12 protein-coding genes and 1 tRNA gene are annotated in these 14,563 nt (G+C 29.6%); 10 read left to right on the forward strand and 3 right to left on the reverse strand.

Going from position 1 to position 14,563, the window contains the following annotated elements; all coding sequences use genetic code 11:
- Positions 1-47 precede the first annotated feature (47 nt).
- A tRNA-Lys gene (locus tag Q5O29_RS09695) sits at positions 48-123 on the forward strand.
- A 147-nt stretch (positions 124-270) separates the two neighbouring features.
- Here the strand turns inward: Q5O29_RS09695 and Q5O29_RS09700 are convergent.
- On the reverse strand, positions 271-1,257 hold the full coding sequence (locus Q5O29_RS09700; protein WP_022212748.1) for an alpha/beta hydrolase: 987 nt from the start codon (positions 1,255-1,257) through the stop codon (positions 271-273).
- Between the two features lie 137 nt (positions 1,258-1,394).
- On the opposite strand from Q5O29_RS09700, the gene Q5O29_RS09705 reads away from it, so the two are divergent.
- The 5 genes from Q5O29_RS09705 to Q5O29_RS09725 all read left to right on the forward strand — a co-directional run bounded on the left by Q5O29_RS09705 (position 1,395) and on the right by Q5O29_RS09725 (position 6,660).
- The gene (locus Q5O29_RS09705; RefSeq protein WP_022212749.1) at positions 1,395-2,261 is read left to right on the forward strand and encodes a glucose 1-dehydrogenase; all 867 of its coding nucleotides are present in this window, start codon (positions 1,395-1,397) and stop codon (positions 2,259-2,261) included.
- Positions 2,262-2,594: 333 nt separating this feature from the next.
- On the forward strand, positions 2,595-3,503 hold the full coding sequence (locus Q5O29_RS09710) for a cation diffusion facilitator family transporter (RefSeq protein ID WP_022212750.1): 909 nt from the start codon (positions 2,595-2,597) through the stop codon (positions 3,501-3,503).
- Positions 3,504-3,792: 289 nt separating this feature from the next.
- The gene (locus Q5O29_RS09715; RefSeq protein ID WP_022212751.1) at positions 3,793-4,110 is read left to right on the forward strand and encodes a phasin family protein; all 318 of its coding nucleotides are present in this window, start codon (positions 3,793-3,795) and stop codon (positions 4,108-4,110) included.
- A 20-nt stretch (positions 4,111-4,130) separates the two neighbouring features.
- Positions 4,131-5,720 carry an AarF/ABC1/UbiB kinase family protein gene (locus Q5O29_RS09720; protein WP_022212752.1) on the forward strand — a complete coding sequence of 530 codons (1,590 nt, stop codon included), beginning with the start codon at positions 4,131-4,133 and terminating at the stop codon, positions 5,718-5,720.
- A gap of 142 nt (positions 5,721-5,862) precedes the next feature.
- Positions 5,863-6,660 carry a TIGR00266 family protein gene (locus Q5O29_RS09725; RefSeq protein ID WP_186834657.1) on the forward strand — a complete coding sequence of 266 codons (798 nt, stop codon included), beginning with the start codon at positions 5,863-5,865 and terminating at the stop codon, positions 6,658-6,660.
- Between the two features lie 45 nt (positions 6,661-6,705).
- On the opposite strand, the gene Q5O29_RS09730 is transcribed toward Q5O29_RS09725, so the two are convergent.
- Positions 6,706-7,953, reverse strand: coding sequence for an FprA family A-type flavoprotein (locus tag Q5O29_RS09730; RefSeq protein ID WP_022212754.1), 1,248 nt, complete (start codon positions 7,951-7,953; stop codon positions 6,706-6,708).
- Between the two features lie 280 nt (positions 7,954-8,233).
- Here Q5O29_RS09730 and Q5O29_RS09735 point away from each other — a divergent pair, with 280 nt between their 5' ends.
- Both Q5O29_RS09735 and nifJ read left to right on the forward strand, forming a co-directional pair.
- Positions 8,234-8,914: a Crp/Fnr family transcriptional regulator gene (locus tag Q5O29_RS09735; protein WP_022212755.1), complete on the forward strand. Its 681-nt coding sequence runs from the start codon at positions 8,234-8,236 to the stop codon at positions 8,912-8,914.
- A gap of 145 nt (positions 8,915-9,059) precedes the next feature.
- A complete protein-coding gene (gene nifJ / locus Q5O29_RS09740) occupies positions 9,060-12,593 on the forward strand; it encodes a pyruvate:ferredoxin (flavodoxin) oxidoreductase (RefSeq protein ID WP_022212756.1) in 3,534 nt (1,177 codons plus the stop codon).
- Positions 12,594-12,687: 94 nt separating this feature from the next.
- Here nifJ and Q5O29_RS09745 read toward each other — a convergent pair whose 3' ends face one another.
- Entirely contained in the window at positions 12,688-13,188 is a 501-nt protein-coding gene (locus tag Q5O29_RS09745) for a hypothetical protein (protein ID WP_022212757.1), read from the reverse strand.
- A gap of 159 nt (positions 13,189-13,347) precedes the next feature.
- Here Q5O29_RS09745 and Q5O29_RS09750 point away from each other — a divergent pair, with 159 nt between their 5' ends.
- Complete coding sequence (locus Q5O29_RS09750) at positions 13,348-14,193, forward strand: metallophosphoesterase (protein ID WP_022212758.1); 846 nt, start codon at positions 13,348-13,350, stop codon at positions 14,191-14,193.
- A gap of 95 nt (positions 14,194-14,288) precedes the next feature.
- The gene (locus Q5O29_RS09755; protein WP_022212759.1) at positions 14,289-14,555 is read left to right on the forward strand and encodes a metal-sensing transcriptional repressor; all 267 of its coding nucleotides are present in this window, start codon (positions 14,289-14,291) and stop codon (positions 14,553-14,555) included.
- The last annotated feature ends 8 nt before the right edge of the window (positions 14,556-14,563 follow it).

Consider the following 14,563-nt stretch of genomic DNA (forward strand, 5'->3'; position numbering starts at 1 on the left):
ACTGCACGGGGGACTGTGTGGGAGAGTAGAACGTTGCCAGGTAATATGGTTTACTAGCTCAGTCGGTAGAGCACTTGACTTTTAATCAAGGTGTCCGGGGTTCGATTCCCCGGTAAGCCACCAAAAAAGGAACTTGAATTTTCAAGTTCTTTTTTTGTTTTGTTTAAAAATATCCAAGATTAAAATGAAAGGGAAATGGTATATTGAAATTTTATGTTAGTGCTAAAAGTATTTCTATCTGGATTTTGAAAAAGAGGTGTAGTTAAAAAACTATACCTCTTTAGGTTTGTATTGGGATGTATAAAAGATTTTGCCTATAAAATTATCAATTTTATTAAAGTAAGTTTGGTTATCTTTTATAACGGCTTCGCCATGACCTGCCCCTTTTATTAAAAGAATATCTCGTTTATCCGCTGGAGTTGCGTTAAATAAATTATCAGCCATATAAGAAGGTACAAAGGTGTCTTTATCTCCATGGATATAAAGAATTGGTACAGGGGTTTTGCTAACGAAATTTATAGGTGCAGCATCTGAAAAGTAATATCCAGCCATTAGTTTACAAATTAAACTAGTTCCTTTGATTATTGGGGTAGCTAAAATTTTTGTTGAAGAGGTTATTATCTGTTTGTATACATCAGAAATTCTATCGTAAGCACAATCGGAAATAATACATTTTACGTTTTTAGGAGGATTATATCCAGCTGTTATACATACTGTTGCTGCACCCATTGATACGCCGTGGAGAATTATTTTGCAATCGTTGCCTAAAAGTTCTTTACATTTATCTATCCATTTAAGTATATCGAAATGATCTAAATATCCCATACCTAAATACTTTCCTTGGCTTTCACCATGGCACCTATTATCAACGGCAAGTATATTGAAACCTTTATTATAATAATATGAAGTATAGCATAACATTGCTGAAGATGAAGCTGTGTAGCCGTGTGAAAGAATGACGATGTTTTTGGAGGGTTTAGTGTTTCTTACAAAAATACCTGAAAGTTTTAAGTTGTCATAAGATGTTATATGAAGTTTTGAAGCATTATGGTTTTTAAACCAATTACTGTCGATGAAGTCTTTAAAACTTTCTGGTGAAGGAATATTCTTAAAAGTTAAAATTTTTTTCTTCATCTTAGTTAGCCCTTTTCTTGTTAGAGCGTAAAAGAAATATATGCTGCAAATTATTGTTAAAATAGCTATAGAAAAAAGAATTAAACCTACAATTAAAATTATTACTTTGGTTTGAAAATTCATTTAAAAACCTCCTCTAAAAGTATAAGTACATTATAAATTAAATGGTAAAAAAATACAAAAATATAATATGTTTATGTTCATTATTTATTCAATAGAAGGGAATACTAAAAGTTATAATTGTGAAAGGAGTGATGAAGATGGAATTTCCAAAAACTTTTCCTATTCAGCATCAAGAAAGGCATCCAGGAAATGAATATGAGATGACACCGATGCCTATTTATTATAATGAGAAGTATATAAAGAAAGGCGATCTTTTGAAAGATAAAGTTGCTATAATTACTGGTGGTGATAGTGGTATTGGGAGAGCTGTATCTATAGCGTATTCTCATCAAGGGGCCAAGATCGTTATAGTTTATTATGATGAAACAAGAGATGCGGAAGAAACCAAGGGAGTAATAGAGTCAGCTGGTGGAGAATGCACTATTGTTCAAGGTGATGTAGCGAAAAGAGACTTTTGTAAAGAAGTTATGGAGTTAGCTATAAAAAAATATGGTAAAATTGATATTTTAGTAAATAATGCAGCTGTTCAATATGAATGCACAGATATCAAACAGATTACAGATGAACAATTTGATAAAACTATGAAAACCAATGTGTATGGAACATTTTATATGACACGAGAAGTTATGAAATATTTAAAAAGTGGTGGTTGTATAATAAATACCACATCTGTTACAGCTTTTCGTGGTAATGATACGTTGATGGATTACTCTATGACTAAGGGTGCTATTCTTACACTTACAAGGTCTTTATCCATGGCTTTAGCTAAAGGGAAGACAGGTATAAGAGTGAATTCTGTTGCACCAGGACCTATATGGACTCCGCTTATACCTTCAAGTTTTAGTGCTGATAAAATACCAAAGTTTGGTAATGATACGCCTATGGGAAGAGCAGGTCAACCAGTTGAATGTGCTGGAGCGTATGTATTTTTAGCGTCAGAAGCAGCTTCATATATAACAGGGCAAACTATACATATTAATGGAGGAGAAATAGTTAATTCATAGGAAATAAATTAATTAATTATAAAAATGAAAAAAATAGATATTTTCGAAACATGACAATGTTATCGAAAAATAATGGATTAAATTAAGAATAGCTCACAAGGGTATAATAAGAAATATAAGCGTTGGATAAAATGTTATTTTTATTCAACGCTTATATTTTGAAAAGCGAAAGAGCTAAAGATTGAATTTCTGAGGGGAAATCATTTACTTTTTAGTTGATAAATAAGTATTTTTTATTTTTAGGAACTTTAACATAGAAGGTGAATAGAATGAAATTAAATATAAATTATCAAAAAAGGGGAAAAAACAATACATTTTATCAGGTGATAATATATGGATAGTAAGATAAGAGATGATAAGAGTATTGCAATGAGAGTTTCAGTAGTAAGTATAATAATTAATACAATATTATCTATTGGGAAAGTAGCTGCAGGGGTAATTGCTGGTTCTGGAGCGATGATTTCTGATGGAGTACATTCAGCCTCAGATGTATTTAGTACAATTATAGTTATTATAGGTTTCAATATAGCTCATAAGGAAAGTGATGAAAAGCATCAGTATGGCCATGAGAGATTTGAATGTATAGCAGCTATGATTTTAGGTGCAATACTTTTAGCTACAGGAATAGGAATTGGTTTAAGTGGAATTAATAAAATAATTGCTGGAATAGAAGGAAACTTATCTGCACCAGGAAGCTTAGCATTAGTTGCTGCTGTTATTTCAATAGTTGTAAAGGAATGGATGTATTGGTATACAAGATCTGCAGCCATAAAAATAAATTCAGGAGCATTAAAGGCAGATGCATGGCATCATAGATCAGATGCCTTATCTTCAGTAGGTAGCTTTATAGGAATATTAGGTGCTAGAATAAAGTTTCCTATACTTGATCCCATAGCATCAATTATAATATGTTTATTTATAGTGAAAGTATCATATGATATATTTAAGGATTCTATATATAAACTAATAGATGCTTCTTGTGATGATGAAACCATAAATAAGATTAGGGAAATAGCTTTAGCACAAGAAGGTGTTATGCAGTTAGATACATTGAAAACTAGAGTTTTTGGCTCAAGAATTTATGTTGATATTGAAATATCAGCATATGGCAAGCAAAGCCTTGAAGATGCACATAACATAGCTCAAAAGGTACATGACGAAGTTGAAGAAAATATACCTATGATAAAGCATTGTATGGTACATGTAAATCCATATAAAAATAATAAAAGTATTGATATTTAATTTTTATATGAATAATAGGAATGTAATTTAAATGATAATTTAATGATCATAAAAACACAATATTTAAAAAATATACGAAAATAATAATTTTTAATAATACAATTATTTCAAAATATGTTAAAATAATAATATACAATAGTAAGGAATGTTGAAAATTTAATAGCCTTGATAATCCAGGACATCAAAAGAAAAAAATGAACTTTTGATGCTCTGGATTTTATTGTATTAATAAATTCATTAAAGGGAATATATATAGAAAAGTTAAAAAATTAAGAAGGTGGTTTTATTTATGATGGAAGAATTTAAAAAAATATTTTTGCTTGGAATAGGAGCAGCATCCATGACATATGAAAAATCTATGGAAATAATAAATGATATGGTGAAAAAGGGAAAGCTTACTTTAGAGGAAGGAAAGCAGATAGGTGATGAATTGAGGAAAAGTATGAAGGATAAGGCTTCTATAATCAGTGAAAATAATAAAAAATATCTTACTAAAGAAGATGTACTACAAATAATTGCAGAATATAACTTGATATCAAGAACAGAATTTGATTTATTAAAAGAAAAGGTAGCTATGCTAGAAGAACAAATAAAAAATATAAAGTAAATTTATAGGGGAGGTTTTTTATGGTTTACACTTCAGGAGAAAGAGTTAAAGAAATAGTGAAAATTTTTACTAAATATGGCTTAAGCTATATTGTAGATAAGAAAAATAAAAAAGATAAAAAATCTCCTGCTAATTTAAGAAAGGCATTTGAAGAGCTTGGACCTACTTTTATTAAAATAGGTCAAATATTAAGTACCAGATCTGATTTAATAGGTGAGGAGTATATTAGGGAATTATCTAAATTGCAGGATAAAGCAGCCATTGAGAGTTTTTCAGAATTTGAAGAAATTTTTAGAAATGAGTTTTCCCAGGAATTATTAGATAGTTTTCTTTATATAAATAAGGAGCCAATTGCATCTGCATCTATAGCGCAAGTATATTTTGGCGTATTAAATGATGGGCGTGAAGTGGTAATTAAAATTCAAAGACCTAATATTAAGGAAAGAATGTATATAGATCTAGATATACTTATTAGTTTAAGTGAGAAATATAATCATATTTTTAAGGAATCTGTTGTAAGTGTAAAGGATACGTTAATGGAAATAAGAAAATCAACGGTAAATGAGTTAGATTTTATTTCAGAAGCTAATAATATTAGAAAGTTTAGAGAACTAAACAAAGAAAGGAATTACATATATGCTCCATATGTAGTTAATGAGCTAAGTGGAGAGAAAGTCTTAACCTTAGAAAATATAAATGGATTTAAAATTAATGATATAAAGGCTATGGATGAATATGGATATGATAAGGATAATTTGGCAAGGGAACTGGCAATTTCTTATTTTAAGCAAGTGATGGAGGATGGATTTTTTCATGCAGACCCTCATCCTGGTAATATATTAATTAGCAATGGAAAGATATGCTTTATAGATTTTGGAATGGTAGGAGAGCTATCACATGAATTTATCTCGAGACTAAATAACGTAATTATTGGATTGGTTATTGAAGATATTGATATAGTTGTGGATTTTATATTATATGCAGGTATACAGACAGGAACTGTAAAGAGAGAAATTTTATATGAAGATGTTGAATATTTATATAATAAATATTTTACTATTTCTGTTAAAAATATAAAGCTATCAATAATATTAGAAGAAGTTATGGAGATTGCAAAAAAAAATAATTTAAAGCTTCCCAGTGAGTTTACTATGCTTATTAGAAGTATGATAATTTTAGAAGGTATAATAGCAGAATTATCACCAGATGTTAATATTATTTCACTAGTTATTTCTTATGTAAAAGATAATAGCAAAAACTATTTATTTAATAATATCAGTATGAAAGATTTATTTATCAAGTGGTATAAGGTTTCAAAGATACCAGAAAAGCTAGTGGAGCTAACTAATACCTTTACTAAAGGTAGGGCAAAAGTAAATCTAAAAATAGATAATAATAAATATATGGATGAATTTAATAAAATGATTAATAGATTATCATTTTCTCTTATAATAGCAGGGATGATTGTAGGTTCATCCATAATTATAAATTCTAATCCAGGACCTAAAATTCATGGAGTATCTATAATTGGATTAGTTGGATATTTAGTATCTGCTATTTTAGGGTTATGGCTTTTAATATCTATCATAATGTCAGGAAGTTTAAAATAGGAGCATTTGTTAAATTAAATAATTATTTTAGAGATATTGCAAAACATAAATATAGATGTAATGATATTATTAATAACTTTTTATAAATAATATAAAAATGTAAGGAATACAACTAAATTAAGAGCAAAAAAATAAGGAGTAGATGAAAATGGCACATGAAATTGATTATAAAATATATGGTAATGAAATGCAGTTTGTAGAAATAGAATTAGATCCTAATGAAACTGCTGTTGCTGAAGCAGGAGCTATGATGATGATGGACAATAGTATTTCCATGGAGACAATATTTGGTGATGGAAGCAGTAAAAGTAATGGTGGTGGTTTTATAGGGAAGTTAGGTGGTGCAGCTAAGAGAGTAATAACAGGTGAGAGTTTATTTATGACTGCATTCACCAATAGAGGGTATGGAAAACAGAAGGTTTCTTTTGCAGCACCTTATCCAGGTAAGATAATTCCTATAAATTTAAGAGAGTTTGAGGGAAAAATTATCTGTCAGAAAGATGCTTTTTTATGTTGTGCAAAGGGAGTAAGTTTAGGCATTGCTTTCACTAAGAAAATAGGAGTAGGTTTTTTTGGTGGAGAAGGATTTATTCTACAAAAACTTGAAGGTGATGGATTAGCTTTTGTTCATGGTGGTGGAACTATTGTAAAAAAGACATTAATTCCAGGACAAGTATTAAAAGTAGATACAGGGTGTTTAGTGGCTATGACAAAGGATGTTAAATATGATATTCAATTTGTAGGTGGATTAAAGAACACATTATTTGGTGGAGAAGGATTATTTTTCGCTACTTTAACAGGACCTGGTGATGTGTGGATACAAAGTTTGCCTTTTAGCAAACTTGCTGAGAAGGTTATTGCTGCTTCTCCACAGCTAGGAACACAATCTAAGGATGAAGGTAGTTTGCTTGGAGGCATAGGCAATTTGTTTGAACGATAAAAAGAGGGATTCATTGCAATGAATTCCTCTTTTTAATTTATATATTTATTGATTTTGTATGTTACATTGTCCGCCGTTAACACATTGTAAAGTTTCTTTAGCAAAGTCATGTCCAAAAGCAAATGCTTTTTCTAATTCATCTTCACTTGGTCTAAACATAACTCCAAGTGGTGCCACTGGAATATTGAATTTAAGTTGATTAAATCTTTGCTCAATATTTTTAAGTGCATCTCCGCTCCATCCATATGAACCAAAGCAACTTGCATGTAATCCTCTATGAATTACTGGATTTAATGATCCAAGTATAGTCCAAATTGGAGGAAGTGTATCAGCAAGTAAAGTAGGTGAGCCTATTAATAGTCCACTACATTTATTAATTTCAGCAATAACTTCATTTATATCAGCGTAAACTAAGTCATACATTAGTACATCAACATTTTCTTCTAAAGCTTCAATACCTGCTTTAACTTTTTCAGCTAGCTCAGCAGTATAACCATAAGCACTTACATATGGAATAACTATGCTAGGTGTTTCTCTTTTTACTGGCTGGCTCCATTCTTTATATAATTCCATATATTTTTCAATGTTAGCACCATCTAAAACCATACCATGTCCAGGACAAATAAATTTTATTGATAAATCTTTAATTTTATCTAAAGCCTTTAATACATAAGGTTTGAAAGGTCCCATTATCATTGAGAAATAGTAATTGTATGCTTCTATATAATCAGCTTCTTTTTCAGCTTCTAACTTGCTTTTAATAATACGTTCATCGCTGTAGTGAGCTCCAAATGAGTCACAAGTTATAAGAGTTTCATCTTCAATTACATATGAATACATTGTATCTGGCCAGTGTAATTGAGGTACACTTAAGAACTTAATTGTCTTATTTCCAAGTGAAATAGTTTCACCATCTTTAACAACTTTATTCTTGAAAGGTTTATTCATTATTTGTCCCATATATCTTATTGCAAGACTACTTCCAACAACAGTAGCATTAGGAGCAAATTCTAAAAGTTTTCCTACTGAACCAGCATGATCAGGTTCTGTATGATTTACCACTATATATGTTATATCTTCAGGTTTTACAACTGATTTTATTTTTTCTAAATGTTCATCAAAGAATTTTTCTTTTACTGTTTCAAATATGGCAACTCCATCAGTACCTTTTAAAACATATGAATTATAAGTTGTACCAAACTTTGTTTCCATTATAATATCAAAAATTCTTAAGTTTGGATCTAAAGCTCCAACCCAAGTTAAATCAGGATTAATACTTATTGTTTTACACATGAATATAAGCACCTCTTCTATTTATAAAATTTTTATTTATATAATAATTATAATCTATGAATAACTATTGTCAACAACTGTTAAATTAATGAAATATTCAGATAATTTCAAAAATAGCAAATTTATTATACAGTAGAAATCATGCACTTTTAACAGTTATATTATTCCATAAAATCCATTTTTAAATTTTCCTAGTTTATTATTAAAAAGAAAGATATAATGTGATTAAGTCACACAAAAAAAATGTTGAAAGATGTAAAGTAGTAAGTGAGGAATTAAAATGTTAACTTATGTTAAGGATGTTAATGAAGAAAAGAGAAAAATAGATTTTCTTTATGAAGTATACCCTCTATTAAAAATTTTAGATGAAAAAAGCGATGGTATATTAAGTCAAAATGCTATTTTTAAGACTTTAAATATGGATCAATACCTATCTAATGATGGGGAAGGGTGTATGGGCTTTATTTTTATACTTAAAGGACTTATAAAAATTCAAAGAATGAATGCTGGAGGAAAAGAAACAAATCTATATGATTTAAAGGAAGGCCAGCTTTGTAATGAATTATCTAATTGTTTTAAGGAAGAAGATAATTTAAATATCTGTGCAAGAGCACTTGTTGATTCAGAAATTTGTGTAATTCCTTGTGGAATTGCTAAAAGATATTTGAAGCAAGATATAAAATTTTTAAGATATATGTATAATGACCTATATAGAAAACATCAAATTATTATTAGAGATAAAGAATCTAATAGGCATGAAAGTCTCGAAAAGAGATTAGTTAAGCTTTTAATGAGTAAGAGTTCTAAGAGTATTTATGCTACCCATAGTGAATTAGCTTTTGAGATTGATTCTACTAGAGAGGTTGTCAGCAGAAGCTTAAAGAAGATTGAAAAACAAGGATTCATTAAAATGCTTAGAGGAAAGATTCAGATATTAAAAGATTTAAATGAATTATTATAATAAATTTTCTTAAGATATTTATATATAGTAAATTTCAATCTAATAATCTTATATAAAACACTAGAAAAAATAAAAACTAGAATGTATAATATTTATTAAAAGATAATTGTTATTATTTAACTAGTAGAAAAGGAAGGTATTTATCATGGCAAAGAAAATGATGACTATTGATGGAAATACTGCTGCTGCTTATGTTGCTTATGCATATACAGATGTTGCAGCTATATTCCCGATAACTCCTTCAACTACAATGGCAGAAATTGTAGATGAATGGGCAGCACAAGGAAAGAAAAATATATTTGGACAAACTGTTAATGTCGTTGAAATGCAATCAGAAGCAGGAGCTGCTGGAGCATTCCACGGTTCATTACAAGCAGGTGCATTAACTACTACATTTACTGCATCACAAGGTTTATTATTAATGCTTCCAAATATGTATAAGGTAGCAGGAGAATTATTACCAGGAGTATTCCACGTAAGTGCTAGAGCAATAGCTTCTCAAGCATTATCAATATTTGGTGATCATCAAGACGTTATGTCAGCAAGAATGACTGGATGTGTAATGCTTGCTGCTGGTTCAGTTCAAGAAGTAGCTGACTTAACTCCAGTATCACATCTTGCAGCAATTAAAGGAAGATTACCTTTCATTAATTTCTTTGATGGATTTAGAACATCACATGAAATTCAAAAAGTTGAAGTTTTAGATTATGAAGATTATGCAAGCTTAGTAGATATGGAAGCACTTCAAGAGTTTAGAAATAGAGCATTATCTCCAAATCATCCAGTGACAAGAGGAACAGCTCAAAACTCAGATATTTACTTCCAAACAAGAGAAGCTTCAAATAAGTTTTACAATAATATAATACCTGTAGTTGAAGAGTATATGGGTAAAATGAGCGAGCTTACAGGAAGAAATTATGGATTATTTAATTACTATGGAGCAGAAGATGCTAAACATGTTATAGTTGCTATGGGATCAGTTACAGAAGCAATTGAAGAAACTATAGATGAATTAAATGCTAGAGGAGAAAAATATGGTTTAGTTAAGGTTCACTTATTTAGACCATTCTCAACTGAACATTTCTTAAAAGCTATACCAGCTACAGCAGAAAAGATTTGTGTAATGGATAGAACTAAAGAACCAGGTTCAATTGGTGAGCCTCTGTACTTAGATGTACGTACTGCATTCTATGAAAAAGAAAATAGACCAGTAATAGTTGGTGGACGTTATGGATTAGCTTCAAAAGATGTTACTCCAACACACATTAAAGCTATATTTGATAATCTTAAGAAAGAAGACGCTAAAAATAACTTCACTGTTGGTATCGAAGATGACGTTACAAACACTTCAATTCCAGTAGAGGATGAATTAAGAGTTTTAACTCCAGGAACAGTAAGATGTAAGTTCTGGGGATTAGGATCAGATGGAACTGTTGGTGCTAATAAACAAGCAATTAAGATTATCGGTGAAAACACAGATAAGTATGTACAAGCATATTTTGCATATGATTCAAAGAAATCTGGTGGAGCTACTATGTCTCACTTAAGATTTGGTGATCAACCAATCAGATCAACTTACCTTATAGACGAAGCTGATTATATTGGATGTCACGTTCAAGCATATGTAAATCAATATGATGTATTAAAAGGTCTTAGAAAAGGTGGAAATTTTGTATTAAACTGTATCTGGACTGAAGAAGAATTAGAAAGTAAATTACCAGCAAAAATGAAGAGATTCATTGCTGAAAATGAAATAAATCTATATACAATCAATGCTACTAAGATAGCTACTGAAATTGGTTTAGGTAGAAGAATCAATATGATAATGCAATCAGCATTCTTCAAATTAGCTGAAATCATACCAGAAGATGAAGCTAAAGATTACTTAAAGGCTTCAATTAAAAAAGCTTACGGTAAAAAAGGTGACAAGGTTGTTAACATGAACTTTGAAGCTGTTGAAAGAGGTATGAACTCATTAGTTAAGATAAATGTTCCAGCTTCATGGAAAGATGCAGAAGATGCAGAAGTTGTTGAAACTAAGAAAGTTACTGATTTCGTTAAGAATATCATGAACCCAATGAACGCACTTGAAGGAGATAAGTTACCAGTAAGTGCATTCAATGGAATAGAAGATGGTACATTCCCAGCAGGAACTGCAGCATATGAAAAGAGAGGAATTGCTTCAGAAGTACCAGAATGGGAAACTGCAAAATGTATCCAATGTAACCAATGTGCTTTTGTTTGTCCACATGCATGTATTAGACCAGTTCTTGTAAGTGATGAAGAATTAGCTAATGCACCAGAAGGATTTGAAACTAAGAAAGCTACAGGAAAGGCTTTAGCAGGATTAAATTACAGAATCCAAGTAAGTACATTAGACTGTACAGGATGTGCTAACTGTGTTGACATATGTCCAGCACCAGGTAAAGCATTGAAAATGGAGCCACTTGCAACTCAAACAGAAAAAGAAATACCAAACTGGGATTTCGCAGTATCAGAAAAAGTTGCTTACAAAGGTGATTTAACTCCAGGTAAGACAGTTAAAGATAGTCAATTTAAAACTCCACTTATAGAGTTCTCAGGAGCTTGTGCAGGTTGTGGTGAAACAGCATATATTAAGTTAGTTACTCAATTATTTGGAGATAGAATGATGATTGCTAATGCAACTGGATGTTCATCAATTTGGGGTGGATCAGCACCTTCAACACCATACACAACTAACCATGAAGGTAAGGGACCAGCTTGGGCTAACTCATTATTTGAAGATAATGCTGAATTTGGATATGGTATGTTCTTAGCTGTAAATCAAATGAGAAGCAACATAGCTATGAATATGGAAGCTTTATTAGAAACTTCAATTGCTGAAGAATATAAAGAAACATTCAGAAATTGGATAGCTAATAAAGAAAATGGAGAGCTTTCAAAAGTTTATAGTGCAGAAGTTGAAGCTATATTAGATAACAATAATGTAGAAGATGCTAAAGCATTAGAATTATTAGCAGAAATAAATAACAGAAGAGATTATTTAGTTAAGAGATCTCAATGGATTCTTGGAGGAGATGGATGGGCTTATGACATCGGATACGGTGGATTAGATCATGTACTAGCTTCAGGAGATAACGTAAATGTTCTTGTATTCGATACAGAAATTTACTCTAATACAGGTGGACAAAGTTCTAAATCAACACCTATAGCAGCAATGGCTAAATTTGCAGCATCAGGTAAGAAGTCAGCTAAGAAAAACTTAGGTAGAATGATGATGTCTTATGGAAATGTTTATGTAGCACAAGTAGCTATAGGAGCAGATAAGAACCAAGTAGTTAAAGCTATGTTAGAAGCAGAAGCTCATGATGGACCATCAATCATCATTGCTTACTCAACTTGTATTAGCCATGGATTAAAGAAGGGAATGGGATTCTCTATAAGAAATATGGACGAAGCTGTTAAAGCTGGATACTGGCATTTATACAGATTCAATCCATCATTAAAAGAACAAGGAAAGAATCCATTTGTATTAGATTCTAAAGAACCACAAGGAAGCTTCAAAGACTTCATAATGGATCAAGTAAGATACTCAGCAATTGCAAAGCAATATCCAGAAGAAGCTGAAGAATTATTTGCAATGGCAGAAGCAGATGCTAAGAGAAAGTATGAAGAATACAAAAAATTAGCAGAATAATAGTTTTTTAAACTTAATATAAAATAAGTAGCACTACTTCTAATAACACAACAAAAAATGGGCTGTATCAAAAAGATTGATACAGCCTACTTTTTTATGCATCTATACTATCCCAAAGTTTAGATAAAGATTTTATATTTTTTTCAAGAGAATTAATATATAAATTAAAGTCAAGCTCATTCATCTTTATAAAATGAGTATTTTTTATATGATCTTTTATACCAATTTTGAAATCATTAGTTACATAAAATGTAAATTTATTTTTTGTTACTGAATCAATTAAAATAATTGGTATTTCTTTTTGAAAAAGCATCATTTCTAAATGTTCTTTATGGGTGTTAAGAGAATAATTAAACCATTTACCATATAATAATCTATCATTATCAGCAAATTTAAATAATAAAAGCAAAGCTGCTTTATCATGAGAAAAATAAGATATGTTTTTTAGCGAGATAGTCATACTATTTTTTATATAACTTATAGTATTACTGTCGATATTTAATAAAAAAGAAGAAAGGAGTTGGTTATTTTCAAATTTACAAATATAATTCTTAAAGTTGTCCATATTATTTTCTTTAAAAGATAGAAAATCCATAATATTCCCCCATACAAATGAATTTTAAAACTATTTAAATTATACTTTTAAATGATATATAAGTTAATAAGTTGGTTTGTGTTAAAATAATTAAATTATACCAATATAGATATTATAAATTATATGGTATAATAAACATAAAAATTTTAGAGGTAATATATGTATTTTTTGATAAGTTTAGGAGCCATAATTACAAGTGCTATATTATTTTGTGAAAATAATAATATAGTTGTAAGTAGGGTTAAAATAAATAAGAAAGTAAAAAATTCAATAAAAATAGTACAATTGTCTGATTTACATAGTAAGGAATTTGGAAAGGATAATAAAAAATTACTAAATAAGGTTTTAAATGAGAATCCAGATTTAATTTTATTAACAGGTGATCTTATTGATTGTACTTCAATAAGATATAAAGAAATAATAAACTTTATATCAAAGATGAGTGAAAAAATTCCTACATACTATATACCTGGAAATCATGAAACTAGAGCAGAAAAATATAAAGAAATAATTAAAAAGTTAAGAAAAAATAATGTCAATGTATTGTTAAATGAAATAAGAACCATAAATATTAATGGAAATAAAGTTAATATATTAGGATTAGTTGAAGAACAAGGTTCATCGGAGGCTTATATTAAAAGGGCAAAAGGGGAATTTGAGTATAAAGATTATTCTATTATTTTTAATGAATTTTGTAAATTGCCTGGAATAAAGATTGTTTTAAGTCATTATCCAGAAAATTTTAAAGCCATAGGTGATAAATCATATTATAAATATAAATTTGATTTAATGTTTTCGGGGCATGCTCATGGAGGTCAATTTAGAATTCCTCTAATTGGAGGGTTATATGCACCAGCACAAGGGATTTTTCCTAAGTATACAGCAGGTATTCATAAAGGCATAAAAAATAATCTTATAATAAGTAGAGGTCTTGGAAATAGTGGATTTCCACTAAGATTATTTAATAAACCAGAAATAGTAGTGGTTACTATAGAAAACATATAATAAAATTTAAATAATATTATTGACAATTAGTTAATAAAGATTATAATAAAAATACACATACCCCCTAGGGGAGGGGTAATATAGGAGGAAGATTAATGAATAATGAAAGAAAAAAAGCTCTTCAATCATTAAAAACTGCAAGAGGACAAATAGATGGAATCATTAAAATGATTGAAGATGATAGATATTGTGTAGATATATCTAATCAAATAATGGCAGCACAATCGTTATTAAAAAAATCTAATTTAATAATATTAGAAAAACATTTGCATACTTGTGTAAAGGATGCTTGTATGAATGATAATGGTGACGAAAAAATAGAAGAAATAATAAGTATTTTACAAAAGGTTATGTCAAAGTAAAGGAGGAG

The organism is Clostridium sp. CAG:265, assembly GCF_000436575.1.
In the GTDB taxonomy this organism is placed as follows: domain Bacteria; phylum Bacillota; class Clostridia; order Clostridiales; family Clostridiaceae; genus Clostridium; species Clostridium lentum.